This window comes from Cohaesibacter sp. ES.047, assembly GCF_900215505.1.
Taxonomy (GTDB): Bacteria; Pseudomonadota; Alphaproteobacteria; order Rhizobiales; family Cohaesibacteraceae; genus Cohaesibacter.
In genome coordinates, this window is sequence record NZ_LT907844.1 from 1,173,470 (window position 1) to 1,200,000 (window position 26,531).

Annotated in this window: 17 protein-coding genes, 1 tRNA gene and 1 pseudogene; 13 read left to right on the top strand and 6 right to left on the bottom strand. The window is 55.4% G+C overall.

Annotated elements, in window-relative coordinates; all coding sequences use genetic code 11:
* Positions 1-6: 6 nt before the first annotated feature.
* The 3 genes from cobS to CPH65_RS05215 are packed head-to-tail and all read left to right on the top strand — an operon-like array spanning position 7 to position 4,004.
* The gene (cobS, locus tag CPH65_RS05205) at positions 7-993 is read left to right on the top strand and encodes a cobaltochelatase subunit CobS (protein WP_096172442.1); all 987 of its coding nucleotides are present in this window, start codon (positions 7-9) and stop codon (positions 991-993) included.
* 49 nt (positions 994-1,042) lie between these two features.
* Positions 1,043-2,944 (top strand): cobaltochelatase subunit CobT, encoded by a 1,902-nt coding sequence (gene cobT, locus CPH65_RS05210; RefSeq protein ID WP_096172443.1) that lies wholly within the window; start codon positions 1,043-1,045, stop codon positions 2,942-2,944.
* A gap of 1 nt (position 2,945) precedes the next feature.
* Positions 2,946-4,004 carry an esterase-like activity of phytase family protein gene (locus CPH65_RS05215; protein ID WP_157747514.1) on the top strand — a complete coding sequence of 353 codons (1,059 nt, stop codon included), beginning with the start codon at positions 2,946-2,948 and terminating at the stop codon, positions 4,002-4,004.
* An 85-nt stretch (positions 4,005-4,089) separates the two neighbouring features.
* On the opposite strand, the gene CPH65_RS05220 is transcribed toward CPH65_RS05215, so the two are convergent.
* Positions 4,090-4,728: a queuosine precursor transporter gene (locus CPH65_RS05220; protein ID WP_096172446.1), complete on the bottom strand. Its 639-nt coding sequence runs from the start codon at positions 4,726-4,728 to the stop codon at positions 4,090-4,092.
* 181 nt (positions 4,729-4,909) lie between these two features.
* Positions 4,910-5,197 (bottom strand): 50S ribosomal protein L28, encoded by a 288-nt coding sequence (rpmB, locus tag CPH65_RS05225; protein ID WP_096172447.1) that lies wholly within the window; start codon positions 5,195-5,197, stop codon positions 4,910-4,912.
* Between the two features lie 499 nt (positions 5,198-5,696).
* On the opposite strand from rpmB, the gene CPH65_RS05230 reads away from it, so the two are divergent.
* The 5 genes from CPH65_RS05230 (at position 5,697) to CPH65_RS05250 (ending at position 13,348) form a co-directional block, all read left to right on the top strand.
* Entirely contained in the window at positions 5,697-6,560 is an 864-nt protein-coding gene (locus CPH65_RS05230) for a DUF3108 domain-containing protein (RefSeq protein WP_096172448.1), read from the top strand.
* A gap of 939 nt (positions 6,561-7,499) precedes the next feature.
* Positions 7,500-10,988: a helicase-related protein gene (locus tag CPH65_RS05235; RefSeq protein WP_371359434.1), complete on the top strand. Its 3,489-nt coding sequence runs from the start codon at positions 7,500-7,502 to the stop codon at positions 10,986-10,988.
* Between the two features lie 31 nt (positions 10,989-11,019).
* Positions 11,020-11,406, top strand: a complete 387-nt coding sequence (locus tag CPH65_RS05240; protein ID WP_096172450.1) for an RNA-binding S4 domain-containing protein — start codon at positions 11,020-11,022, stop codon at positions 11,404-11,406.
* Between the two features lie 524 nt (positions 11,407-11,930).
* Positions 11,931-12,266 (top strand): ferredoxin FdxA, encoded by a 336-nt coding sequence (gene fdxA, locus CPH65_RS05245; protein WP_096172451.1) that lies wholly within the window; start codon positions 11,931-11,933, stop codon positions 12,264-12,266.
* Between the two features lie 524 nt (positions 12,267-12,790).
* Positions 12,791-13,348, top strand: coding sequence for a CarD family transcriptional regulator (locus CPH65_RS05250; protein ID WP_096172453.1), 558 nt, complete (start codon positions 12,791-12,793; stop codon positions 13,346-13,348).
* 214 nt (positions 13,349-13,562) lie between these two features.
* Here the strand turns inward: CPH65_RS05250 and CPH65_RS05255 are convergent, their stop codons facing one another.
* Positions 13,563-15,038: a M48 family metalloprotease gene (locus CPH65_RS05255; RefSeq protein WP_096172454.1), complete on the bottom strand. Its 1,476-nt coding sequence runs from the start codon at positions 15,036-15,038 to the stop codon at positions 13,563-13,565.
* 218 nt (positions 15,039-15,256) lie between these two features.
* Positions 15,257-16,075 (bottom strand): thermonuclease family protein, encoded by an 819-nt coding sequence (locus CPH65_RS05260; protein ID WP_172891458.1) that lies wholly within the window; start codon positions 16,073-16,075, stop codon positions 15,257-15,259.
* A 260-nt stretch (positions 16,076-16,335) separates the two neighbouring features.
* Here CPH65_RS05260 and CPH65_RS05265 point away from each other — a divergent pair.
* Together CPH65_RS05265 and CPH65_RS24945 are read left to right on the top strand one after the other, a co-directional pair.
* Positions 16,336-16,412: transfer RNA gene (locus CPH65_RS05265), tRNA-Arg, on the top strand.
* Positions 16,413-16,866: 454 nt separating this feature from the next.
* Positions 16,867-17,818 (top strand): annotated as a pseudogene (locus CPH65_RS24945) (IS630 family transposase).
* On the opposite strand, the gene istB reads toward CPH65_RS24945, so the two are convergent.
* Together istB and istA are read right to left on the bottom strand one after the other, a co-directional pair.
* Positions 17,815-18,489, bottom strand: a complete 675-nt coding sequence (gene istB, locus CPH65_RS05275) for an IS21-like element helper ATPase IstB (RefSeq protein WP_096172456.1) — start codon at positions 18,487-18,489, stop codon at positions 17,815-17,817. The pseudogene CPH65_RS24945 and the gene istB sit on opposite strands and share 4 nt — an antisense overlap.
* A gap of 11 nt (positions 18,490-18,500) precedes the next feature.
* Entirely contained in the window at positions 18,501-20,030 is a 1,530-nt protein-coding gene (gene istA, locus CPH65_RS05280) for an IS21 family transposase (protein WP_096171580.1), read from the bottom strand.
* Positions 20,031-20,319: 289 nt separating this feature from the next.
* On the opposite strand from istA, the gene CPH65_RS05285 reads away from it, so the two are divergent.
* The 3 genes from CPH65_RS05285 to CPH65_RS05300 all read left to right on the top strand — a co-directional run bounded on the left by CPH65_RS05285 (position 20,320) and on the right by CPH65_RS05300 (position 26,401).
* A complete protein-coding gene (locus CPH65_RS05285; protein WP_096172457.1) occupies positions 20,320-22,038 on the top strand; it encodes a globin-coupled sensor protein in 1,719 nt (572 codons plus the stop codon).
* A 293-nt stretch (positions 22,039-22,331) separates the two neighbouring features.
* Complete coding sequence (locus CPH65_RS05290) at positions 22,332-23,858, top strand: hypothetical protein (protein WP_096172458.1); 1,527 nt, start codon at positions 22,332-22,334, stop codon at positions 23,856-23,858.
* 290 nt (positions 23,859-24,148) lie between these two features.
* A complete protein-coding gene (locus tag CPH65_RS05300) occupies positions 24,149-26,401 on the top strand; it encodes a methyl-accepting chemotaxis protein (protein ID WP_172891459.1) in 2,253 nt (750 codons plus the stop codon).
* The last annotated feature ends 130 nt before the right edge of the window (positions 26,402-26,531 follow it).

Below are 26,531 nucleotides of genomic sequence, written 5' to 3' on the forward strand. Positions count from 1 at the left end.
AGTGCTATGAATAAAATGAACGACGAGATTTCCAATTTGCCGGATACCGAAGTTTCCGTGCGCGACCTGTTTGGTATCGATGCGGATCTGAAGGTTCCTGCCTACAGCCAGACGTCTGATCATGTGCCGGATCTGGATCCCGATTATCTGTTCGACAAGCAGACGACATTGGCCATTCTCGCCGGCTTTTCTCACAATCGTCGCGTGATGATCTCGGGCTATCATGGCACCGGTAAATCCTCTCACATCGAGCAGGTTGCAGCGCGGCTCAACTGGCCTTGCGTGCGCGTCAACCTCGACAGCCACATTTCCCGTATCGATCTGATCGGTAAGGATGCGATCGTGCTGAAGGATGGCATGCAGGTGACGGAATTCCGTGATGGTATTCTGCCATGGGCGCTTCAGAACAACGTCGCTCTGGTGTTCGACGAATATGATGCCGGTCGTCCTGATGTTATGTTCGTTATTCAGCGCGTTCTCGAAGTCGCCGGTCGCCTGACACTTCTCGACCAGAATCGCGTTATTCGTCCGCACCCGTCCTTCCGCCTGTTTGCCACCGCCAACACGGTTGGCCTTGGCGATACGTCGGGTCTTTATCACGGCACGCAGCAGATCAACCAGGGCCAGATGGACCGTTGGTCGATCGTCTCCACGCTCAACTATTTACCGCATGACAATGAAGTCAATATCGTGATGGCAAAGGTGAAGAGCCTTGTGGGCGATGATGGCAAGGACCGGGCGGACAAGATGGTGCGTGTGGCCGATCTGACAAGGAGTGCCTTCATGAACGGCGATCTGTCCACCGTCATGAGCCCGCGGACGGTGATCACATGGGCCGAGAATGCCGACATCTTCGGCGATCTGGGCTTTGCGTTCCGCGTGACGTTCCTGAACAAGTGCGACGAGCTGGAACAGCCGCTGGTGGCCGAATTCTATCAGCGTTGCTTCGGCGAGGAATTGCCCGAATCGTCTCTCAATATCGCGGTCAGCTGATCTCTGCCGCCCTTTGCCAACCTGACCTCATTGGCGGAATGAACCATTCATGACGACTAAAAGCCCATCCAAGTTCCGACCCCATGCCGACCCCAACGAGCGGTTCAAGCATTCGCTCAAGGGCACGCTCAAGGCGATTGCCGGGCCGGTTGATCTTGATGTGCACTTCTCATCGGATCGGCCGATGCTTGTCTCGGGCCAAGCGCGTCTGCCCGAGCCACCACGGGCGCTGACGCCGGCGCGCGCGGCGATCTTAAGAGGGCAGGCGGACAGTCTCGCCTTGCGGGTTGCCTGTCATGATCCGCGTGTTCATTCAAAACATGCGCCGGATGGCGCTCGGGCGCGTGGTGTGTTCGATGCGGTTGAGCAGGCGCGGGTCGAGGCCGTCGGATCGCGTCAGATGACCGGGCTTGCAGGCAATCTCTCGGCCATGCTTGAGGATCGTTACAGCCGGTTGGTGACCAATGATTCTAGCCGGGTTGAAGAAGCCCCGCTGGATCATGTGCTGTCGCTTCTGGTGCGGGAAAAACTGACCGGAGCTGAAATTCCTGACTCTGCCCGTGCATTGGTGGATCAATGGCGCGACTGGGTGGAACAGACCGCTGCGGGCAGCCTTGATACGCTCGAGCAGAATATTGATGACCAGGCGAAGTTCGCCCGCAGTCTGCGGCGCGTGCTGGCGGATCTCGATGTTGCCGATGATATGGGCGGCGAAGCCGAGGACAGCGAGGAAAATGCCGACGATCAGAATGACGACGGCGAGAATGAAAATTCCGAGAACAGCAGCGAGAACGAAGAAGCCACAGGCGGCGAGCAGGACCAGGAAGAAAATCTGGAAGCCAGCGCCGATGATCTTGAGTCGGGCGATTCGGAAGCTGAAGAGCAACTCAGTCAGGAGATGCAGGATCTCGATGAGATAGATGGTGACGAGTCCGGCGAATCCATGGCGCCTCAGGACTATGGCCGCAACGAACCTGACACCTCCTATCGCGTTTTCTCACGCGCCCATGACGAAATCATCCATGCAGAGGAACTGTGCGAATCAGCTGAGCTGGATCGCCTGCGCGGGCATCTCGACAAACAGCTGCAAAATTTGCATCAGGTTGTTGCACGGCTTGCCAACCGCCTGCAGCGCCGCTTGCTGGCACAGCAGAACCGCGGCTGGGATTTCGACCTTGAAGAAGGCCTGCTCGACACGGCGCGGTTGACCCGTGTCGTCACAGACCCAATGCGGCCGCTGTCGTTCAAGTGGGAGCAGGATACCGAGTTCCGCGACACGGTCGTGACGTTGCTGATTGACAATTCCGGCTCCATGCGTGGTCGGCCTATTTCCATTGCCGCGACCTGCGCCGATATTCTGGCGCGGACGCTGGAACGCTGCAATGTGAAGGTCGAGATCCTTGGCTTCACCACCAAAGCGTGGAAGGGTGGGCAGTCTCGCGAGGCGTGGCTACAGGCGGACAAACCGGCCAATCCGGGCCGCCTCAATGACCTCAGACACATTATCTACAAGTCTGCCGATAGCCCGTGGCGGCGGTCGCGGCGCAATCTTGGCCTGATGATGCGCGAGGGATTGCTCAAGGAGAATATCGACGGTGAGGCGCTCGATTGGGCGCACAAGCGCCTGCTGGGTCGTCCCGAGCAGCGCAAGATCCTGATGATGATCTCGGACGGCGCTCCGGTGGATGACAGCACCCTGTCAGTCAATCCGGGCAACTATCTTGAGAAGCATCTGCGCGAGGTGATCGAGGAAATCGAGACCCGTTCGCCGGTCAATCTGCTTGCCATCGGCATCGGGCATGATGTCACGCGCTATTATCGTCGGGCTCTGACGATCATTGATGCCGAGGAGCTGGGCGGAGCGATGACCGAGAAGCTGGCGGAATTGTTCGACGAGAATGTCCAGCCTGCTCAGGACATGCAGGCGCGACGCCGAGTGCGGAGACGCTAGGGTGCGTTCCGGGGCTTTCTTCCCCTTATCCCGTATTTGTTTTGCCCGTCACTTGTTGGGCGGCCTGCTGATTGGCGCGTCGGTCTTTAGCCTGTCGCGTGATGCGCATGCGCTTGACCAATTGCCAAAGCCTGCCCCCAAGCCACAGACCATTGCGGTTCGGGCCACAGAGCTGTCCTCCTTTGACGGCTCGTTCGAGGCGGGAGAGACCTTCGGCAAGCTTGTCTGGCTTGGCGGGCTTGAACTCGAAAGCCCCGAGCCACTGTTTGGCGGCTTTTCGAGTTTGGCCTTTCTTGATCAGCAGACCTTTCTGGCGATTGGGGATAAGGGCACCGTGTTGAAGGCGCGGCTTGTCCATGCGGATGGTCGGCCTTCGGGGATCGATCAGGTGCGGTTTGGCTTTTTGCCCGGTCTGGACAGCCAATCGCCCCAATGGAAGCGTGATTCGGAAGGGTTTGATTTGCGCGGCGACGAGGCGCTCGTGAGCTTTGAGGGCGACGCCCGCGTCATGCGCTATGGTCTCATCAATGGCGAACCAAGACGGGTTCTGGGCAGATTGACCCTGAGTGATGATATCCGCTCCGTGAACCATGCCAACAAGGGCTTGGAAACGGTTGCCGTTGCGCCGTCTGGCAGCCCGTTTGGCGGTTCGGTTTTCTTGATCAGTGAAGCGAGCCGCGATGGCCGTCTCTTGGGCTGGATCCTCTCGCCAGACGGTATCAAGAGTTTTTCTCTGCCTCAGAGCGGTGATCTTTTGGCGACGGATGCGGCTTTTACGGCTGACGGGGATTTGCTCGTTCTCGAACGCAGTTTCTCGCTTCTGGGTGGTCTGGTGATCCAGGTTCGGCGCGTGCGGGCGGCAGATCTCGCTCAAGGCCGGGTCGAGCGGATGGACCGTCTTTTGAGGGCCACGCTCACCTATGAGGTGGACAATATGGAGGGGCTGGCGGTTCAGACCCTGCCCGATGGGGCCAATGTCATCACCCTGATCTCGGATGACAATCTGAACGCCTTCCAGCGCACACTGCTGCTGCAGTTCCTGCTACCTGCCGGACAGTGAGTCCGGTTGTGAAAACGGCCCGAGGCTGATGCCGGGCCGCTTGTTGCTTTCCTGTTGATTATTCAGGCCGATCTTGGGGCTCGTTTTAGGCCGTCGCCGCGTTGAGTGCGTCATTGCGCGAACGCAGCATACGGTAGGGGGCAAGGACAAAGAGCGAGACCGTCATCTTGACCAGATAGTCGCCCACGGCCCAACTAAGCCAGCGCGGTGCTTCAAGGCTTGCAAGCCCGAGGAACGGGGCTGGGTCAGACGGGAAGCTGTCGGGAGTGAAGCCAAATCCGATATCGAGAATGGTGAAGGCCATAGCAAAGCTGATGCCGAAGAAGATCACCGTATCGATGATGGATCCCAGAAAAGACGAGGTCAGCGGAGCCTTCCACCATGCATCGCGGCGCAGGCGGTTGAAGATAAAGATGTCGAGCATCTGGGCAACAAGGAAAGCTGAGCCAGACGCGATGGCGATGCGCGGGGTGGCGAGCCAGATCGACAGAATGACCGCGATGGCAAAACCGGCAAGCACCACAAGGCGGGCCGAACTGGGGCCGAATTTCCGGTTGGTCAGGTCTGTGACCAGAAAGGCGACCGGATAGGTGAAAGCCCCCCAGGTGAGAAGATCCTGAAGGCCGAACGGCTCAAAAGGGAATTGTACGAGATAGTTGGACGCCGCAACGACGCCGACCATGGCCAGAATGGCCAGACCAAGGGAAGAACGAGAAGCAACCATATGTCACCCTCCTATGTTGGCTGCGGATGGGAAGATAGCCCAAGGCAGCGTTGAAGCGAGATGGGCCGCTGTGGACCCCATTGCTTGCCGGACATGAATGTCAGCAAATACAAAAACAGCGCCTGCGGGCGCTGTTTTTATCTGTTGGCACGAAAGTGCCGATCACAAAGCGAAGCAGGGATCAGGAAACTGCCTGAGCCCGTTCGATTTTGCGTTTGATCTGCAGAGCGTTGTCAGACAGATCAGTGTTCTTGGCTTTGGCCAGAAAGGCATCAAGGCCGCCACGATGCTCAACAGACCGCAAAGCGTGAGCGCTAACGCGCATCTTAACGCCGGTGCCGAGGGTTTCGCTCAGCAGAGTCACATTCACCAGATTTGGCAGAAAGCGACGACGGGTTCTGTTTTTTGCGTGGCTGACGTTGTTACCGGACTGAACGCCTTTGCCGGTCAGTTCACAGCGACGTGCCATGGAATATCCCTCACAAATTATTAGGACGCCAACTGGCGCCCGCCCATTTCATATTCTGTGTCCAACCAGTCTACAGGCAGCAGATTGGCGGAAAGTCGCCTCGGTATAGTGATGATAGCCGCGCGCGTCAAGCGTTTCTGCCGCCATTGCTGCGCATCTTTTCATGAATCTGCCCGAATTTCCGCATATCCAAAGAAGATACGGGAAAAGACAGTGCACAAGATCGCGCGGATCTGTGTTGAACAGAGCCGATATACCAGCCAGGACAGGCACAAGGCGAGCAAATATAGCGCTTGATCCACCGCTGATCAAAATTTTCTGTAGAAGGGCCCTGCTTGCAATTTATTAACCATATGTGGCGAAAGTGGTGGTGTGAAAGTAAGCGTCGTCGATGAGTTCATGAAGGTGTGACCGCTTCGTTTGTGTGGCGAAGATCGGTTTCTCATGGGCTTTAACGCGTGTGGTCTTGTGTCTGTCTTTAGGGATTTGAGGACAAAAAATGCCGATCTGGAAGCATGTTCCCTCTCGTGGTAAGCCATTGCTGCCTTCCTTTGGATGGGGAACGGTTCGTCCTGCCATGGTGGGACTTGGTCTGATTGCTGGCGTTGTCGGCTGGGGGCAGAGTGCCCACGCAACGCAGATCGATGCCCGGTTCGGCATTTCGATCGCCGGAATTCCTGTGGGCAGCGGCACTGTGAAGGCGAGCGTGAATGGCCGCAATTATTCCATCGATGGCTATGCCAAGACGAGCGGCATTTCCAGACTGTTCATCAACAGCAAGGGCCGTGCGATTTCCAAGGGCAGATTCAGGGGTGCCAAGTCGTTGCCGTCGATGTATGCACTCAATTCCCGCGAGGACAAGATCCACAATGTGGTGCAGATCGCGATGCATTCGGGCAATGTCAGCAAGTTTTCTGCGTCGCCGCCCGTGTCCAGGCATTCTGATCGTATTCCGCTGAAGCGCGTTCATACGCGCGGTATCATTGATCCCATGAGCGGCCTGTTGATGTCGGTGAAATCCAAGAAGCACCGGGTTGGCAAATCAGTTTGTGATCGTACGGTGCGGATGTTCGATGGGCGCTGGCGCTACAATTTCGAGCTTTTCTATAAAGGCACCGAGGAAATTCGCCAGTCGGACGGGAAGGGCTATGTCGGTCCCGTGACCCGCTGTGGTGCACGGATGCGCTTTGTTGCAGGCCACAGGCCGAACAAGAAGAGCACCAAATTTATGGAGAACAACAAGGATATCGAAGCCTGGTTTGTTCCGGTCGGTGATGATCCGGTTGTCGCGGTCTATCGCTTGCAGGTTGGCACCATGGTTGGACGCATGGTGCTTGAGGCCAAGGAGCTGGAGATCAACTAGGTTGATTCCAATGCTCGCCGTTTTCCGGAGCGGGTCTGATCGCTGTTGTTCGAGCGAACCATGTCGGCCTTGAGCCGAGCGATTGTCATTTACCTATTTATGAAAAGGGGGCCTTGAGCCCTCTTTTTTGTTGCCCGGAGGTCTGGCATTGTCAGGCTGGCACAGGCATATAGTCTCTAGCGTCGCGCTGCCTATTCACGCATGGCGTTGATCGTCAGTGCGACGGGTTCGTGCTGAGGGGCAGCTCTCTCATAGCCTTCTCACTTGTGCCAAAATGGCTCAGAAGATTAACAAGATGCCTTTGGGGCAGAAGTGCGCTGTGGTGGCTATTGAAGCCGCCGTCCAGATGCTGCAACCGATCAGTTGTCAGTATCTAGATATAGAGGAAACAAAATGGGAACATAGCTCCATGTTCGATTCGTGCAGCGTTTGTTCCTTCCCTGTTCAACAGGTTAATTCTCCGCTCGTTTGTGGTTCAAGTGACGTTAACACTCTGAAAAGACGCTTCCGTCTCAGATTGGACCGGAATGATTAACGGGCCGGGTCTTTGGTGCCACTGTGATTGGAACTGAGCATCAGGCGTCCTTTCTTGGTGCGCCAAATCTGGTGGCTATGGTTGACAAGATATCTATCTGTTGTGAGAACATAGCAAGAACTGTTAAGAGTCACCGATTCGGCCCTGATTCGTTCGAGACTCGTTCTATTTATTAACGACATCCTTTTGCTCTTTTCGGAACAGAGGGTCTGATTGTCGCCTTGCTGTGTTGCAAGGATGTCCTGAAACCGGAATAAAGCGCTCAACATTGCGGCACGGGGTTGCCATACCGGCTTTGTCTCTGGGATAAAGAATCAACTGACGCGCTACGGGCGCGCGACAAACTGTTATCAGAGCCGGCACCCTGTTGCGCGCCGGCTCCGACGAGAGGCCCATGGCACCTCATGACAAAACAAAAAGACACCTCGTCTCCCTTTGCATCGCTGGCCGGTCTTGCTGATGCGCTGAAATCAGAAGCGCAAGAGGCCGAGGAACGCGCTCGGCGCAAGGCGCGGGAAGAGGCGCTCAAAGCCGCGGAACGCGAAGCCCTTGCCAGAAAAGATGCGGATGGATCGAAGGATGGCGCCCGGCGGTCTCCCCTGTTCGATGACCAGGGGCGGGATGATGGCTTTGCGGGCATTGAAGCTGAATTGTTGCGTCATGCCGAAGAGCTCAAGGCAGCGGATGGCAACGGAACGCATGGGCAGGCCTCTGGGCCAGAGAACCGATCACCCCCCCGATCCGACATCCCGTCCCAATCGGCACCCCAATCGAAATCCAAAACGCCCCTCAAGGCAAGAAGCGAGGCTGCTCAGCCGCGCAAAAGTCGCTCCGAGACCTTGCGGGATCAGGAAGCTCTGAAGGCGCCGGGTTGGGTGGATGATTTTGGGTCCCTCGCGGCTCATCCCAAAACCACCGGGCGGGTTCATGCCATTTTGGGACCAACCAACACCGGCAAGACCTATATGGCAATTGAGCGGATGGTGTCTCACTCGTCCGGCATCATCGGACTGCCTTTGCGGCTGCTTGCGCGAGAGGTCTATGGAAAGGTGGTGCAACGGGTCGGGCCTGAGCTCGTGGCGTTGCATACTGGTGAGGAGCGGATCGTCCCCAAGAGTGCGCGCTATCATGTCTGCACCGTCGAGGCGATGCCTGCCTATGTCGATGTGGCCTTTGTCGCCATTGACGAGGTCCAGTTGGCGGCCGATTTCGAGCGCGGTCATGTCTTCACCGACCGTATTCTGCATTTGCGCGGGCGCGAAGAGACGTTGCTGCTCGGGGCTGCGACCATGAAGCCGCTGATCCAGCATCTTTTGCCTGATGCGATGATCACCTCGCGCCCCAGAATGTCCCAACTCACCTATATGGGCAGCAAGAAGCTCTCTCGCTTGCCGCGCCGCTCTGCCGTGGTGACCTTTTCGGTCAATGACGTGTATGCCATCGCAGAACTGGTGCGTCGCCAGAAGGGGGGCGCTGCCGTCGTGATGGGCAGCCTTTCGCCGCGAACGCGCAATGCGCAGGTCGAGCTGTTTCAGAATGGCGATGTCGAGCATCTGATTGCGACGGACGCGATCGGCATGGGGCTCAATCTCGATCTTGATCACGTGGCCTTTGCGGCGGAGAAGAAATTCGACGGCTTCCAGCATCGCCGTCTGACTGCGGCTGAGCTGGCTCAGATTGCCGGCCGGGCAGGGCGCCACACGCGCGATGGCACGTTTGGGGTCACCGGAAGGGTGGCACCGTTCGAGGATGAACTGGTCGAGCAGCTCGAAACCCATGTCTTCCAGCCGATCAAGATGATGCAATGGCGCAACCGCCTGCTCGATTTCGAAAGCTACAGCGATCTCATTGCCTCGTTGGAAATGGCACCGGGCAAGGTGGGGTTGACCAAATCCCTACCAGCGAGCGATCTTCAGGCGCTCGAGCTTCTTTACAAGAATCGCGATATTCAGCGTCGCGCCTGCGATCCGGAGCGGCTCAAGCTGCTTTGGGATGTCTGCCAGGTGCCGGACTATCGCAAGATCGCACCAACGAATCATGCCGAGCTGATCGGGATCCTTTTTCAGCAATTGGACGACCGAGGCGTTTTGTCGCGTGATTGGCTTGCTGCACAAATCGCCTATGCGGATAGAATTGATGGCGGCATTGACACACTTGCACACAGAATCGCACATATTCGCACGTGGACATTTGTCGCCAACAAAAAGGGGTGGCTAGATGATCCCCTTTTGTGGCAAGAGAAGACCCGAGCTGTTGAGGACCGCCTTTCGGATGCCTTGCACGAGCGGCTCACCAAGCGCTTTATTGATAGGCGCACAAGTGTTTTGATGAAACGTCTGAGAGAAAAAGCAATGCTCGAAGCGGAAATTACCCCTACCGGTGATGTGCTGGTCGAAGGTCAGCATGTTGGTCAATTGCAAGGGTTTCGCTTTGCGCCCGATGTGAGTGCTGAAGGCAATGATGCCAAAGCCATTCATGCCGCAGCGCAGAAAGTTCTGTCTGTCGAATTCGAGAGCAGATCGGAAAAAATCGCAGGAGCGGCGAACGATCAGTTCCTGCTGTCCGGAGATGGTTTGTTGCGCTGGCAAGGTGCGCCGATCGCCAAGCTTGTGGCCGGGGATTCTATCCTCAAGCCGCGGTTGATGGTGCTCGCGGACGAAGGCCTCACGGGTGCAGCGCTGGAGAATGTCCAGTCGCGCATAAACCTGTGGCTCAACAATCATATCAATCTGCTCCTACAGCCGCTGGTCGATCTGTCCAGTGCTGAGGAACTGGATGGAATCGCCAAGGGTTTGGCGTTCCAACTCGTTGAAAACCTTGGTATTCTTGATCGCCGTAAGGTGTCAGAAGAGGTGCGGTCTCTGGATCAGGATGCCCGCGCTTCCTTGCGTAAATTCGGCGTTCGGTTCGGGGCCTATCACATCTATATTCCGGTTCTGCTGAAGCCTGCGCCCAGCACCATGCTGGTGATGATGTGGGCGCTTCACCATGGCGGCCTCGAGCAGGATGGCATTGTCGAGGTGCCACAGCTTTCTGCTTCTGGTCGCACATCCATTCCGGTCAACGAATCCATCGCCCCCGAGCTCTACAAGACGGTCGGGTTCGGCGTTTATGGCAAGCGTGCCGTTCGGATCGATATTCTGGAACGTCTGGCAGATCTGATCCGTCCGCTGCTGAGCTGGCGGCCCACTGAAGATGCCTCCGAGCCACCCGAAGGCGTGATGGATCGCGGCTTCACGGTGACCGTTGCGATGACCTCGCTTCTTGGATGCGCAGGAGAAGATTTCTCCACCATTCTCAGGTCTCTTGGCTACCGTCTTGAGCGCCGTAAGGTCGAGATGACACCTGAGGAGAAGGCCGCCGCTGCCGAGAATGAAGCCTCTGGTGACGAGCCCAAAGCGGCTTCTGAGAATGCAGAGGTTGCATCTGAGGAGACTTCTCCACAGAAAGATGCAGGTGCGGATGAAGCGGTCGAAACGGCGTCTGCTGACGCTTCTGCTGAAGGCGCAGAGGCACCAACAGAAGCGGTTTCTGACGCCGCGACAGGCGCTCAGTCTGAGGCCGGGGCTGAAGATGCCGCCGAGGAAGAAAAGTGGATCGAGATCTGGCGTCCGGGCGGACGTGGCGAACGTCGCCCCAATCCGCATGGTGGTCGTCAGAAACCTTCTGGCAACAAGGAAGGCCGTGGCGGCAAAGGCGGCAAGCGCGGTGGTCCTCGTGGTGAAGGTGGTCCGAAAGGTGGCGACCGGAATGGTCAGAACCGTGGACGTCCTGACAAGGGACGCGGCAAACCGCGCGATCAGGCACCCAGAAAACCTGAAAAGGTCGCTGATCCGGATTCGCCGTTTGCGGCTCTTGCCGCTCTCAAGGCCGATCTCGACAAGAGCAAATAGCTCTTGTCGCCGATGGCTGTTCAGGTGAGTGATGAGTGAAACCTCCGCCAAGCTGCGCATCGACAAATGGCTTTGGTACGCGCGTGTGGCCAAGACACGGAGCATGGCCGCCAAACTTGTCACGTCCGGGCATGTTCGCCTGAACAAGGAGAAGGTCACTGCTGCGAGCCAGACCGTCAAGATTGACGATGTCCTGACGGTCACCAGAGCCAATGCCGTGATCATCTATCGGGTGGTGCAGCTGGGAAGTCGGCGTGGTCCGGCTTCCGAGGCTCAGGTGCTGTATGAGGATCTGTCTCCGGCACCGAGCAAACAAACCGCTGAGGAAAAGGCGCAACAGTCGGACCCCGGCCACAGGCCTTCCAAACGGGACCGGCGTGAAATCTTGCGCGTGAAACGCGGCTATCTTGATGAATGATGGTCGCTGTTCGGCTTCGATATCCAGAAGAAACTAGTCCTTTTGTCAAATAGGTATGTTTTTTACCTGTTTTGTCGCGGCGTTTTGTGGTTGATCAGGGCAGGTGTTCGCATTGCTCTGTCCATGTCGCCGGCTGTCTGGGGATGTCCCTGGGATGAGAGAAGGGTTTTGGCCCGGTCTTTGGAAATCTGTTCTGGTAGCCAGCACAATTTTGCAATCATTGCGCCTTGCAACAAGATCGCAAAAGCGATAGCTAACGGTATCTGAAATTCAGCGTTTTGAACGCACCAGAGCGGTCATACGGCCAAAGGTCCGGACCTGCTTCTGTCTTCAACCTTTCGCATATCCAATGTGGATGAGACCCGGTCAATACCCGGTAACTTTTCTCGGATAAGCTCTGAACCCCAAGGCTCTCACGCTGCCCGTTGGCGACTGGAGCCGATCGCTAGACCAAAATGCCCACTGACACGGGTGCCTGAAGGGGCAGCGATGTGTTAAGTGGAGCCGCCAGCGCGGAGAAGTCAATGACCTATGTGGTGATGGATAATTGCATCAAATGCAAATACACAGACTGCGTGGAAGTCTGCCCTGTAGACTGCTTCTATGAGGGTGAGAATTTTCTCGTGATCCATCCTGATGAATGCATCGATTGTGGCGTGTGTGAACCGGAATGCCCGGCAGAAGCCATCAAGCCCGATACGGAGCCCGGACTGGAAGGCTGGCTGAAGATCAATGCCGAGTATTCTGAGGTCTGGCCGAACATCACCGTCAAGAAAGAGCCGATGGAAGAAGCCAAGAAGTGGGATGGCGTTTCGGACAAGCTGCAGTATCTTTCGAAAAATCCCGGTGAAGGCGATTAAACAATGCTGCCATGCAGCATTCTCAATGGTGAGCCCGAGTGTGAAAATGTCGCACTTGGGCTTTTTTATACGTAGTTAGCCGCAAGCTCAAACGACCGGAATCCCGCAGTCAATCAGCGAAAAGCTCGGAAATCTGCGGATTTTTCGATTTTGAGAGATGGCGGCTTCACGTATGAAAATCGTGTAACAGTTTGATCGGAATCAAACATTGGAAATATCACAAAAATGTGGTATGCTTCCTAAATCAGCTGACAAGGAAGGTATGCATACTCCTGCTCTGGGAGTTTTTTTATGCGCATTTGGGATATCATGCAATGTCAAAGTGCGCAATCCACACCTGCATGCCAAAATCAGCCATGGTGCATTACGGCAATACAGTTTCAGATCCATTCCATTAGGTTTGGTGTCTCATGATCTGTTGTCGAAAATCGAGCCGTGCGGGAGACCCTATCCTCCCACGGTATAATGGAACGGACACAAGTCATGTCCGCTCGTAATGTATGTGACGCGGGAGTTTCAAGCGTATGGCCATCAAAAAAGCCACCCAACGTCAGGGCTTTAAGATCAATGAATTCATCGTCTATCCGGCGCACGGCGTCGGGCAAATCGTCAACATAGAAGAACAGGAAGTAGCCGGTCTCAGCCTAGAGCTGTTCGTGATCAATTTCGAGCAGGACAAAATGACCCTGCGCGTTCCTGTGGGTAAAGTTACTTCGGTTGGCATGCGCAAGCTGTCAGACGATGAAAGCGTTGAAAAGGCTCTGGTTACGGTGTCCGGTCGTGCCCGTATCAAACGGACCATGTGGAGCCGTCGTGCTCAGGAATATGAAGCAAAGATCAATTCCGGCGATCTGCATTCCATCGCAGAAGTCGTTCGCGATCTCTATCGCTCTGACACCCAGCCCGAGCAGTCCTATTCCGAACGTCAGCTATATGAAGCCGCTCTTGATCGCATGGCACGTGAAGTGGCTGCGATTCGCAAACTGTCCACGACTGAGGCTGTTCAGCTCATCGAAAAGAGCCTGGCCAAGAATCCTCGCCGTGGTGCAGAGAAGACTGAAGCAGAAGAAGCCGCTGCCTGATTATGTTTGCGGCTGTCGATCTGTCAGCCGATTAGAACATCAAAAACCTCGACCGATCGCTGATCGGTCGAGGTTTTTTGATTCAGGTGCTGGGTCGGGTTCTATTTCTGGCATTGATCTGATGTCAGAGGCCGTCCCGATCGGGCTCATCAAAACTTAGCTGGAACAATCCACTCCATGGCTGGATTGCACGATGGCCGCAGCAGGTGGCGCGTCAGTCCTGTGATTTGACCAGTTTCACCCTTTGTCCGCGTCGCAAGCCGTCGCTTGGCTTGAGGTCATTGATGATGCGGAACAGCGCTTCCTTGCTCGTGACACCTTCCATCTCAGATGCAAGCTTCTCGACACTGTCGCTGCGCCCAACGCTGGTCACAGAGATTGTCAGGGGTTTGAAAGCATGCGCCTGCTGAAATGACAAGGTCTGGAAGCTGTTGACGGTTGCGGCCACTGCGCTTTCGAATGATGGGTTCGGGTCGGTTGTTGCAAAGACGAAGCGGTAGGTTGCCGACTGAACCCGGATGATGGCGATTCGGAATGTCCAGCCCTTGGCCTTGGCCGAGGCCAGCACAGCGGGCAGACCGTTGATCGTCTGTTCGCGGATGGAGCCGGTCAACAAGCCGGTGACCCAGCCGGACATGAGATATTTCGTCAAGGGAACGTCCGGGCTGACGTTGACGCCATCAAAGCGCATCGCGGTGCCGTCGGGCGCTACGGCAAGCACCGCCTTGGTTGTGTTTTCAAGACGATAGCCCTGCGGCAGGGTAAAGCGGATTCGCAAGAGCGGATGGATATAGGAGTATCCGCGCACGAAGCCTTCATCTGGTGCATCGCCATAAAGGATCCCGTCGATTGCATCGAGATAATCTTCCCGCTCACGGGCTCCGACGCTCGGGCCGCCATATCGGCGCGCCGTGTAAATGGCGGTCTTGATGCGCTCGGGCGTGGTCGGATGAGAGGACAGGAAATTCGCTTTCGGATCGTTGTCTGCCTGTCCGGTCAGGAATTGCGCATAGCGTCCCATGGTTGACAGGAACCGGCTGGCAGCGAAGGGGTCCAGCCCAGACTTGAATGTGGTTTCGATGCCCAGCCGATCCGCTTCGAGTTCCTGAACCTGGGAGAAGGTGGCCAGCGTGACCAGATTGCGTGCCTTGATGGAGGCCGTCTTGGGCGTTTGGCCAACCATGTTGTCCATGACGCGGGAGAGCAGTTTGTTCTTCTGGAGGGCCTGAGCACGGGCGATCGCGTGTCGAGAGGTCACGTGGGCCATTTCGTGGGCCAGCACGGCCGCCAGTTCGGCCTTGTCATTGGCCAGCGCCAACAGGCCACGGGTGACATAGAGATAGCCGCCGGGCAGGGCAAAGGCATTGACCGTGGGCGAATTCAGTATGGTGACGCGATAGGGCCGGTTCGGCTCGACCGAGTTCTGCACCAGCCGTCCGACGAGCTTGGCCACCATCATCTCGACTTTTTCATTGTTGTAGACGCCGCCATAGGCCTTGACAATCTTGGGGTGTTCCTTGCGTCCGATTTCCCGCTCGACTGAATCGATTGCCGAGCTGTTGACTGGTGCGATGCCCGAGATTGATGGCGCTTCGTTGTTGGTCAGGAAGCTTTTGCAGCCGGTCAAAAGCAACAGCGACAGGCAAAGCAGCAGGGCCAATCTCATATCGCTCAGGCGCTTGAAGCTCACTACACTATCCCCAAATCATGCGGCCAGAAGGGTCTTGCGCAAGGTGCTGCGCCGTCTGTGCCATTCAATGAACCCCTGCCGCACGTGATTGTTCCAACCACTGGGACAAGGTTCGATTTCTTGTTTCACTGTCGCTCGACGTTTTTCTCTCTGTCCGCGATTGCAGTCCGAGGAGAACCGTCTTGGAATGCTGCAGAGCGCGGCCTGTCTTGTCCTGATCACGGCCTTTGCTGGAGCTGCCAAGGGTGATTTATGCGAATCAAGGGGCCCCCTCGATCCTCGATCCACCCCCGAACATATATATGGGCTTTGTCCAGTTCATCCAGTGATTTGTTCTCCCGTTCCCATGCAGCAAGGCTTTTTTTGCTCAATGTGACCGTAAAGTCTTTTTTCCAGTAGTGACCAAAATTCAGATAGCTGGTTGTCTCCGGACGGCGAGAAACCGAACGCACCGTGCCTTTGATCAATTGATAGGTGGAGACAATGGCGGAAAGGTGAAGATGATTGGCGTCTTTCGCGCGATAGGTTTCTTCTTTCCACAATCCTGTGTGCTTATCCCGTGCTCGCTGCTCCAAGGTCAGCAGGTGGCGCGCGCAGGCCGATGAAAGAAGGGCCGGATCAACGCGTGCCAGTCCGGCGCGGATGAGGTGCTCCTGAACCGTATCTGCTGCTGCGCTCTGCTCGCCTGACGGCTCACCCCGGAGTACAAAAACAGGTAGGCGCCCATAGCGATCCGCTTTTGCGCTCGGGTCGGCAAGCAGTTTGAGGGTCGCATCGCTCTGCTCAAGAAGCGCCAAGATGCGTGCCATGCGTTTTTCCTCGAGCGCAGGCGGGATCAGCGTTTCGACCAAAAGACCGGACAAGATAAAGGTCTGGCCGTTTTCGCTGGTCAGTTTGTGGAGTGATGTTTGATCAAGGGCAAGGCCGATGGCCTGGGTGTCTTGCGTATCCTGAAGGCAGGGGTTGAGCGCCCGCCCGTTTGTTGCGTCCTCAGCGTGAGCCGATAGGGAAAGGGCGAGCCATAAAGCGATGCTCACTTGGGATATCGACAGGGGAGGCTTCATGGCGCTGTCCTATTTGATCGCGGTGTCGATGTTTCTCGAAAGGGTGCTGCCAGAGGGAGCCTGTGGCTGCTACAGAGTGGATCGAGGGGATGGTTGGTTGATCTGCCCGGATTGAGATGATACAGAGCTTCAACACTTTTGGTCAGTCTGACTTTTGGATCCTTGTGGACCGCTCGCTGTGGTGCCTTTTACCTGTTTGCTGGCAGGTCCGACAAAGCTCCGTTTGACCATATGGCCCCGTAGCTCAGCAGGATAGAGCAACCGCCTCCTAAGCGGTAGGTCGCGCGTTCGACTCGCGCCGGGGTCACCATTTCCCTTCGTGTTCAGTGCATTCAACGTTCAATCGTCGGGCCTCTCATGCAGTACGGAGCCTTGATGCAGGGCAACCAAGTCAAAGCCGTGGCTTGAGGTGAGAAGAGCCCGACGTGCCGATGTTTTGGTGTAAATTTCTATATCTTTCTGGTTTATGAGCGCTTTTGCGCATTCCGGAGCATTCGGCCGGCCATTCCGATAACATCCGGCCACCTAATCCGGAGTATCCGGCCACCTTTGGCGTGCCGTCTTGAGGCCTGAAGATTTAGGTATCAGCTTTTGTTGTTTTCGTCACCCGTTTTGACATGGGTTTTTCGGAAGGACTGGCCTTCGAGTTCGAGGCGATATGCGTTGTGCACGAGCCGATCGAGGATAAAGCGTGTCGCAGTTAATGAGATTCAGGATTCCCATTTTTTGCCAATTGTGATTCCCTTTGAGAAAAGGGGATCATCATGGGCAAATCACTTCCTATTGCATTGCGCGAACGTGTTGCTTCATTTGTTGATGCCGGTCATTCGCATCGGGCGGCCGCCAGCCATTTCCGCGTGTCACCACGGTTTGTCAATAACCTGATGCTTCTCAAGAAAGAGACGGGTTCTGTGCAGCCTCGCAAGCAAGGCCGACCAGACAAAGGCAAGTTGGGTGTGCATCATGAATGGATCACAAGGCGCATGTCTGAGAATGGCGATCTGACGCTTGATGAGCTTTGTCTGGAATTGGCTGAACGCGGGGTCCATGTGCATCGCTCTAGCGTTGGGCGCGTGCTTCACAGGCTCGGCCTGAGCCATAAAAAAAAGTCTGGTAGCCACTGAACAGCTACGGGCCGCGATTGCTCATGATCGGTATGTATGGATCAATCAGCGCCGGCCTTTCTTCAACAAAGCATTGTCCCGATTGATCTTTATCGATGAGACATCAACCAACACGAAGCTGACCAAACGGTCTGGATGGTCACCAAAAGGACAGCGCTATCGCGCCCACGCTTCTTTTGGTCATTGGAAATCCCAGACCTTCATCGCTGGTTTGAGATCCCGTGGGATGGTTGCGCCCTGGATCGTCAATGCTCCGATGAACCGACGTATCTTTGAAACTTGGATTGAAACTCAACTACTGCCGACCCTGTCTGCTGGCGACATCGTCATCCTCGATAATGTCGCCTTCCACAAAAGTGAGAAAGCTCACAAGCTCGTCAAATCAAAGGGAGCATGGCTGCTGTTTCTTCCGCCATATTCACCGGACCTCAATCCCATCGAAATGGCATATTCCAAACTCAAGACACTGCTGCGCAAGCGAGCAGCCAGAAGCTTCGATACAATCTCAGACGCGATCGGTGACATTTGTGACCTCTATTCTGCCAAGGAGTGTCTGAACGACTTCAAAGCTGCCGGGTATGAGGTTAATTAATTGCGATATGCTTTAGCGTCGGCGAAGGTAGGTTCGCCGATAACCTCGTGCCAGGTTTTCAGCGGCAATTGGCTGGTGATCAGGATTGACCCTGCACCATATCGTTCTTCGACGATTTCCATGAGGTCCCGTCTCTGGTTTGCATTCAGACGGTCGGGTCCCCAGTCATCGAGGATCAGGAGTTGGGTTTTGGTAAGGCTTCGAAAGAGGCGCGGGAAGCGCCCGTCTGCATGGGCCATCTCCAATTCGCTAAACAGACGCGGCACACGTTTGTAAAGCACGGTGACACCACTTCGACAAGCGGCCTGGGCGAGCGCACAGGCTAACCAGGTTTTACCGACGCCACATGAGCCGGTGATCATCAAGTTCCGTTTGTCCCGTATCCATTTACCTGTCAGCAGTTGCTGGAACAGCGCCTTGTCCAGCCCACGTCTGGTTTTGTAGTCGACATCTTCTGGGGCGGCTCCGACATGGCGCAGACGTGCGGTTCGCATTCGGCTCTCGAACCGCTTGGTCTCGCGGCTGGCAGCTTCTCTGTCGATGAGTAGCCCCAGCCATTCGGCGTGGGTCAGATCAGCCGTTCCGTCTTGGCTGGCCAGCTCGGTGAAGGCCTCTGCCATGCCGTCGAGCTTGAGGCTATTGAGCTGCTCCAGGGTTGGATGTGTCAGCATATCCTGTCCTTTCAATGGAAGTAATCTGCACCACGGATATTGGGGTGGGTGATCGCGGGGCCGTCCGTGGGCGTTTCTCGGCGTTGTCGATCCAGACCATTCTTGAGAATGGAATGCAGGGATTGGTAGGTGTAGCTGTTGATCTCGAGCGCGCGTTCACAGGCAGCATCGAGGCGAGCATTGCCAAAAGATCGGGCAAGCTTGAGCACGCCCATGCAACTGCGATAGGCTTGTTCTGGGTGTTTGCGTCGGCGCATGACGACCTCAACATAGGTATCGACATTGGGGCCGATGCGGACGGCTTGCCTTCGGATGCTTTCCGGCGTCCAGTCGGCACGATGGCGATGATTGGACGGCATATGTTCTTTCTGGGTGGAATGTTGGCGGTTACCAGAGATGCGGACGTGAGACGCAACCCTCTGACCTTTATGGAAGACTTCGATGGTCCGCGCGGCGACCCGCACCCATAGCCTTTGTTTGATCAGCTGGTAGGGTACCGAGTAATAGTGCCGGTCCACATCGATGTGATAGTCAATCCCAGCACGACACTGCTTCCATTCGGCATAGACGTATGGCTCCCGGGGCACTGGCTTCATGGCTGGTTTGTCCAGGCTCTCAAACAAGGCCCGGCGGCTGGTACCCAGATGCCGGGTGACCTTGGCATTGAGCTGATCTTGTAGAGGGCGAATTGCTGCGTTCAGCTCGTCCAGGCCAAAGAAGGTCTGGTTGCGAAGTCGAGCCAATACCCAGCGCTCGGCCAATTGAACCGCCGTCTCGACCTTGGCTTTGTCCTTGGGTTTATGCGGACGAGCGGGCACAACGGCGGTATCGTAATGTGCAGCCATATCCCCATAGGTGCGGTTGATCGCCGGGTCATGGAAACAGGCCTTGATTACCGCTGACTTCAGATTATCTGAGACAATCATCGCAGGCACACCGCCGAAGAAATCGAAGGCCCGCACATGGCTCGATATCCAATCCGGCAGGCTCTGGGTCCAACTGGCCTCCACATAGGTGTAGTTCGACGCCCCAAGCGTGGCCACAAAGATCTGAGCTGTGCGCACTTCACCGGTCTGAGGACAGATCACATCCACGGTCTGGCCCGCATAATCGACAAACAACCGTTCACCAGCGGGGTGACGCTGGCGCATTACCGGCGAAAGCTTGCCTTCCCACGCTGAATAGCGGGCACAATATTGGCTGTAACCATAGCCGTCAGGATGAACCTCGCGATATTCCTGCCACAACAGAGCCAGCGTCACACCTTTGCGGCGCAGCTCGGCATGCATATGAGCCCAGTCTGGCTGCGGTACCGCGCGAGAGGACGCCCCAGGTTGGGATGGGTAAAGAAGAAGTTCCAGATCACTGTCAGACAAATCAACCGGCAGAGGCCATGCCAAACCAGCCAAATCCGCGCGACGGAAATAGTCCGATATCGTTGCTCGTCCTATCGAAAGGCTTTGCGCCACTCGGCGTCCTGACAAGCCTTCTGCCCGAAGCCGAAGGGCTTCCCGGATCTTGCGCATTGGTAATCTCTTCATGGGGCTTTCTCACGTTCCAAAAGAACACAAGATAGCCGGTGAGTGATTACCTCAAAACGGTCGACAAATCCCCTTCACAAGGGGGGGCCGAATGCTCCGGAATCAATGGCCGGATCAAATCGGAATGGGTGGCCGGATGCTGTCGGAATCAGTGGCCGGATAAGACCGGAATGCGCACGCTTTTTGGTGCAGTAAATGTGTGATGTTTTGCATATTTACAGTTTTTTATGGTTTTTGAGTCTAGCTCGTAAAACAAGTTTTATAAATACCTGTTTTGAAAGACTTGACGATGGAACCTTATTCTCCTTGCAAGGAAGCAGTCGAATTTCTCCAACAGGGACATTCGGAAAAAAGTCTCACCAAAGATATCGCGCTAGGTATCGGCGGGGAATTGGACGCCGTCGTTCAGGAGTTTCACACCGCGCTAAAGGCGAGCAGCGTTTCTGGCAAACTGCCGGAAGATGACACGCTGAATGCCTTGCTAGGCAAGCAGCAGGCAGATTGGTCTTCTCTGTTTCACAAGGATTTTGATGACGAAACACTGCTCAATGCGATAGCGAACGGTCGCACCCTTGAGAATGAAGGCGTGCCTATCGCCTGGTATGTTTCATCGTATGGCCGAGCCGTGATGCAGATGATCCCGAAGCTGACAAAAGGTGCTGCCTTGCGCAAAGGCAATCTTGATTCTCTGCTTCTCACCCTTGTCTACAAGGCGTTTGCCGATATTACTGGAACCATTTGCGGGTATGAACAATCGTTGGAGGGTCATGCTGCACACGATCTTCGCGATGCCAATATCAAGGGTCTTGAACGCATGACGCGCTCTGTCGTCGAGCTCAACGACATCATGCTGCAAGTTGCCCTGTTGCAAAGAAATTCAGAAGATGCTGCAAGAAGCAGTCAGACCATCTCCGCGGCATCGACCGAAATGGTTTCTTCCGTCGAAGAGCTGTCACGAAACAGCAGCGCGGTTGCGAAAGAGGCTGAAGAAACCAACTCGAATGTGGTTGATAGTCACGATACGACGGTGCGGATGTCCGGGACGATGCAGCATATTGCAACATCGGTCGAATCCACGTCACAGAATGTTGACGAACTGACGGCGGCCTCTGAACAAATTGATCAGATCATTTCAGTGATCGAGGGCATCGCCGCCCAAACCAATCTTCTCGCTCTGAATGCGACGATCGAAGCGGCAAGGGCCGGCGTTGCGGGCAGGGGCTTTGCGGTGGTCGCCTCGGAAGTGAAGGAGCTCGCGACACAGACATCAAAGTCGACGGAAGACATCGTGCAACGCGTCTCCATGCTTCGTGAGGGCATGGCCAATATCCAACAAACCATGAAAATGTCGACCTCCGCTGTTTCTGATGGTGAACAGGCAATCAACGAAACGTCCGAATTGATGGACAAGATTGCCGGACAGGTCGGGTCTGTTTCCGGCAGCATGGCCGAAATCTCATCGATCCTGATCGGGCAGAAGGAAGCCAGCGCCGAGGTTGCATCGAGCATCGGAAAAATCGCGCACATTTCGTCGGACAATTCCGTGATGGTTGGCACGGTGGCTCAAAGCCTGCATGACACAACGCAGTTTTACGTTCAGCGCACGAAGGAAATGTTCGACGAAGAGTCGGCGGCTTCGCTCTGCTATGCCGCGAAGGTTGATCACATCATTTTCAAACGCGATGTCGTTGAGGCCTGCTTTGCCGAAGGGGTGAAGGCATCTAGGGAGCTGCCGGATCACCACCATTGCCGCCTGGGGAAATGGTACAACAAGATGACCAACGACACCATTCGCCACTCGAAAACCTTCATCGAGCTTCTTGGGCCGCACGAGGAAACACATTCGTCGGCAAGACGCGCGCTTGAAGCGCGTGCTGCGGGGAATGACGAGCTGATGCTTAAAGAATTGCATAGGCTGGATGAAAGCAGCAAGGCGGTTGTCGAGCTTCTGGATGTGCTGGCGCTCGAGATTCTTGCTGAGGAAAAGCGCAAAGAGGACGCTGCCTGATCGGTTGCCGATTGGTTGAAATGGGCGGCTCTTTGACGAGCCTTTCTTGGCAACGCGAGCTAAAGGCTCGTGTCTGGCTGGAGGTTCTGGGCAATAGAGAGCGAATGTCGGTCCGGATGCCTGTTTGCTTGGTTCCTTGCGTCCGTTTCAGTCCGTTCTGGACTGACAATTCCCTGACTTTTCCATTTAAGGCTTTTGCAAGGTTGCGGCTTTATTCTTTGAAGCGGAATTGCCAGTAGGAGAGCAGCATTTACAACGGCCCGACGACGGCATCGGGATCGATGTCGCAACCCATGTTTTCCAGATCAGACCCTGCTGAAACCGGCTTGCTGCAAAAGCATGCTGCAACGGTCAGTCATGTCTTCTTTACGCTGCTTCTCTGCCTTGCCATAACCGTCATTCCCATATCGGCGCACTTCGTCTCCCCTATCCTCGCGATATTCTGTCAGTTTCTGCTCGCCACGGGGGTGGCTCTGTTCTTCCCGGCCATGGCGCCGATGATCGTGGTCTTCTCGCTGGTCTTCCAGAATATGTTCGTGTCGATCTTCTCTGGCTATATCGCCGGGCTCGAAGACTATAATTTTGTTCGGGGATACAATTTCCTGACGATGATGATCCTGTGGATCTGGATATTCGGGACTTACGCTCTTAACTGGCGCCAATATGGCAGGCCGGTCAACCGGATCATGCTGGTTTGTCTTTTCGGGTTTGCTCTCATCGGGCTTTATCTTCTGGTTGGCATGGCCAAAAACCCGGCCGGGGCGATCATCTATTTGCGCAACGTGATCAGCCCCCTGATCATTTTCCAGATCTTTCTTCTCAGTGCTCTTCGTTATGATCAGCCGATGCTGCCCTTCTTCACGGGCCTGTCGGTTATCATCCTGGTGCTCGGGTTCATCGAAATGATTGATCGCGAGCTGTGGCTGGATCTCGTCAATGGATGGAAACTATGGGAAGTGGGCAACCGGGAGGCCATACTCTATCTGGCTGCTGACAAGGTCGCAGCAGAGACCGGTCAGTTTGTCACCAGCATTCTTGATACCTTCAAGGTCGCCTTCCTGAACACGCCGCTACTTGGCGACAACAGTTTCGTCATTCTGCGTCTGATGGGGCCGAACAATCATGCCATCAGCTATTCCTACTTGCTGGCCTTTCTTGCGCTTCTCATGATTATGAATGGCCGATGGTATCTCGCGGTGTTGATGGTGCCACTGTTGCTGTTTGCCAGTGCCAAAGGGTCTTTGATCATGCTGTTCCTTGCCTTTTGTGCGCTCGTTGCGCGCTGGCTGTTTGGCGCTGCATTTGGTTTGGCATCTCTGGTCGTTGTTCTGATGGTCTATATCGGACTGGGGATTGTCACCGGTCTGCAGATCGGGGACTTCCATGTTCTGGGCTTCATGGGCGGGGTTTACAATTTTCTTGTCGATCCGTTTGGCAATGGGTTGGGGGATGCCGGTAACCTCGTGTCCGACTTCAACAAGCTTGACTGGCAGGCCTATCAGGCCGCTGGCCGTACGCCGATCGCAATGGAGAGTGCGGTTGGGGTGATGCTGCACCAGATGGGGTTTGCCGCGCTCGGGCTGCTTGGCGTCTATTTCTGGATTGGTTTCCAGACCTACCGGGTCTCTTTTGTCAGTCGCGTTACCTTGCATTCAATGGCGTGTTTTTCGCTGTTTGTTGTGGTGGTGAACGGGATCTTTCAGGAAGAAGCGATCTTTTCGCCTCTCGCTCTAGGACTGGTTATCGGTTTGAACGGCCATATCCTTGGTCGCGCCTTTCGCGATCAAAAGCGTGTTGGAGCCTCCCACGCCGAGGCTTAACGGTCGTCTAGTTGTGATGCTGCTGAAACTCGATGAAGGCAGAGCGATGGTGGATCTGTTGATCGTCGAAATCTCAATCTTTTCTGATTTTGTAAAGGAAGTTTTCGCTCTGAATCAAGTAGATCATCATCTTTCACTTTTGGTTATAGTAGAGTAATTTTTAAATTAAGTATTTGCTGTCTTAATATTCGATACATCAATGTATGGGGTGTATGATGCAAAGCTTTCTTGAAAAAATGACTATTTCTGTGCGAATTTCCATTTTGTCTTTTGTGCCATTGCTTTTGCTAATGGGACTTGGGGCAATTGATCTTATCGAAAAACGATCGACTGCAACGGAAGCGGAGGCCGTTGCCGATGTGGTCGCCTTGGCACCCGTGATTTCGGGGTTGGTTCATGAGCTCCAAAAAGAGCGTGGCACGTCGGCAGGGTTTATCGGCTCCAAGGGTGCCAGGTTCGCCGACACGATCGGCCCACGCCGGGCAGATACGGACCGAGCCTTGAAGGCATTTTTATCAGAGATCCCCGATGCTTCCGGGCGTCTTGATTTTGATGAATTCAAAACACCCTATTTGAAAGCGCGAGCCGAGCTGCAAAAGCTCGCTGCTGTGCGGTCCGATGTTGATCGCTTCTCGCGCTCCGTGCCGCAAATGGCAGCCTATTATACGCCGCTCATTGCGAGCTTGCTGTCATCTGTCGAGGGCGTCGGCCTGATCTCCAAAGATGGTTCGGTCGTTAAGAGCCTGACAGCTTATATGGCGTTTCTTCAAGCCAAGGAACGCGCAGGTATCGAGCGCGCCATGGGGGCTTCGGGGTTTGGTGCCGGACAATTCGCCGAAGGGATCTATCGCAAATTTGTCGGCCTTGGGGCCCAGCAGGATGCCTTTGCTTCGGTCTTCGAACACTTTGCGAACTCTTCTGATATCGAAGCCTGGCAAAAACTCCTGGCGAGCTCTGAGCAGCAGACTGTCGATGCACTGCGCGGCATTGCAAACAAGGCACCTTTCGGAGGCGATGTGTCCGGTGTGACCGGTCCGCAATGGTTCAAGGCGAGCACAGAGCGGATCGACCGGATGAAACAGATCGAAGACGGCATCGCGGACAGTATCGTCAAAGAGGTCAATCGGGTGGCCAGCCGGGCCGATCGGTCATTCTGGATTCTACTTGCCGGTTTGGCCATGATGGTCGTGCTTGGTGGATTGATGGCCTTTCTGGTCACTCGTTCGGTGACTGCACCAATGCTCGAGCTGTCCAGAAACATGGAATTGCTGGCACGGAACCAAACGGATCTGGAGATGCGGGGACTTGATCGTGCCGACGAAATCGGAGCCATGGCGAGAGCTGTGAACGTCTTTCGGGAAAATGCGGTTGAGCGTCTGCGCCTTGAGAGGGCTGCGCAGGGTGAACGGGATCGCGAACAGCACAGACAGTTGAATCTTGGCAATCTGGTGACGGAATTCCGTACGATCATCGACAGCACTCTAGTTTCGGTGCGCGGTCAGACTGACGCCATGAACAAGACCGCCAGCACACTTTCCGAAGTGGCGGAGTCTGCCACCAACGAGGCCGGATCAGCTGAGCGTGCCTCTGCCGGTGCCTCTGGCAATGTCAAAACCGTGGCCGATGCGACCGAGATAATGGTGGCAGCCGTGCGCGAGATCTCCGATCAGGCTGGACAGGCAAGGGATATGGTCAGCTCGGCGACCGGAATAGCTGAGGCGACCAACAAGGACGTGGCGTCGCTTGCAGAAGCCGCCGAGCGGATCGGGACGGTCGTCAGTATGATCGGGGAAATCGCCGATCAGACCAACCTGCTGGCTTTGAATGCAACAATCGAAGCGGCGCGCGCTGGTGAGATGGGCAAGGGCTTTGCGGTCGTTGCGTCTGAGGTCAAGGAGCTTGCAAGTCAGACCACAAAGGCGACCGAGGAGATTAGTAGCCAGATTGCCGGGGTTCAGTCCCTAACGGAGAATGCTGTTTCTGCCATCGGTCGTATCACGCATACGGTTAGCGACATCAGTTCTGTGACCGGCGCGATTTCCGACTCCATCGAGCATCAGCAATCCTCGATGGACGAAATCGCAAGTTCTATTCATTTGGCTAACTCTGACACTCAGGACGCCATGAGGAACGTGCAAGGGGTGACATCCGTGATCGGTGAGACCGCCAATGAAGCGCGGACCGTTAAACTTGCCTCTGACGAGTTGACACTGGTTGCAGACAAATTGGCCCGCGAGGTCGAGGGCTTCCTTCACAACGTTGCGCAGGATGTCAAAGAGCGCCGGGCGAGCCTGCGTGTTAAAATGAACCAGATCGTGGTCGTGCAATCCGATGGTCGTCGGGTAAACGCGAAGCTGGCCAATGCAAGCGAAACGGGATGCAAGATCGAAAATGCCGGTCAGGTCAAACCCGGGGATGAGGTTGTTCTGCAGTTGGCTGATGGCAAGGTGGCCAAAGCCACCGTTGTCTGGCAGGACGGTGATGCGGCCGGGTTCAAGTTTGAACAGCGAATGGACAGTCTTTCCTGGTATAATGCCGCCTGAAAACGGGCTTGACCGATGATCTGTCCCAATGAAGGGTGCAAGGAGGCTTGCTCCCTTCATTTAACGCAATTGAGATTCCTTTGTCTGGCTCGTTCGGAAGGCGATGAAAAGGTCTTGCGAAATGCATTTT

Bases quoted from the DNA above. Each gene is read 5' to 3' on its own strand.
- cobS (WP_096172442.1), top strand. From the start codon at position 7: ATGAATAAAATGAACGACGAGATTTCCAATTTGCCGGATACCGAAGTT.
- cobT (WP_096172443.1), top strand. From the start codon at position 1,043: ATGACGACTAAAAGCCCATCCAAGTTCCGACCCCATGCCGACCCCAAC.
- CPH65_RS05220 (WP_096172446.1), bottom strand. From the start codon at position 4,728: ATGGTTGCTTCTCGTTCTTCCCTTGGTCTGGCCATTCTGGCCATGGTC.
- rpmB (WP_096172447.1), bottom strand. From the start codon at position 5,197: ATGGCACGTCGCTGTGAACTGACCGGCAAAGGCGTTCAGTCCGGTAAC.
- CPH65_RS05230 (WP_096172448.1), top strand. From the start codon at position 5,697: ATGCCGATCTGGAAGCATGTTCCCTCTCGTGGTAAGCCATTGCTGCCT.
- CPH65_RS05235 (WP_371359434.1), top strand. From the start codon at position 7,500: ATGACAAAACAAAAAGACACCTCGTCTCCCTTTGCATCGCTGGCCGGT.
- CPH65_RS05240 (WP_096172450.1), top strand. From the start codon at position 11,020: ATGAGTGAAACCTCCGCCAAGCTGCGCATCGACAAATGGCTTTGGTAC.
- fdxA (WP_096172451.1), top strand. From the start codon at position 11,931: ATGACCTATGTGGTGATGGATAATTGCATCAAATGCAAATACACAGAC.
- CPH65_RS05250 (WP_096172453.1), top strand. From the start codon at position 12,791: ATGGCCATCAAAAAAGCCACCCAACGTCAGGGCTTTAAGATCAATGAA.
- istB (WP_096172456.1), bottom strand. From the start codon at position 18,489: ATGCTGACACATCCAACCCTGGAGCAGCTCAATAGCCTCAAGCTCGAC.
- istA (WP_096171580.1), bottom strand. From the start codon at position 20,030: ATGAAGAGATTACCAATGCGCAAGATCCGGGAAGCCCTTCGGCTTCGG.
- CPH65_RS05285 (WP_096172457.1), top strand. From the start codon at position 20,320: ATGGAACCTTATTCTCCTTGCAAGGAAGCAGTCGAATTTCTCCAACAG.
- CPH65_RS05290 (WP_096172458.1), top strand. From the start codon at position 22,332: ATGTTTTCCAGATCAGACCCTGCTGAAACCGGCTTGCTGCAAAAGCAT.
- CPH65_RS05300 (WP_172891459.1), top strand. From the start codon at position 24,149: ATGGGACTTGGGGCAATTGATCTTATCGAAAAACGATCGACTGCAACG.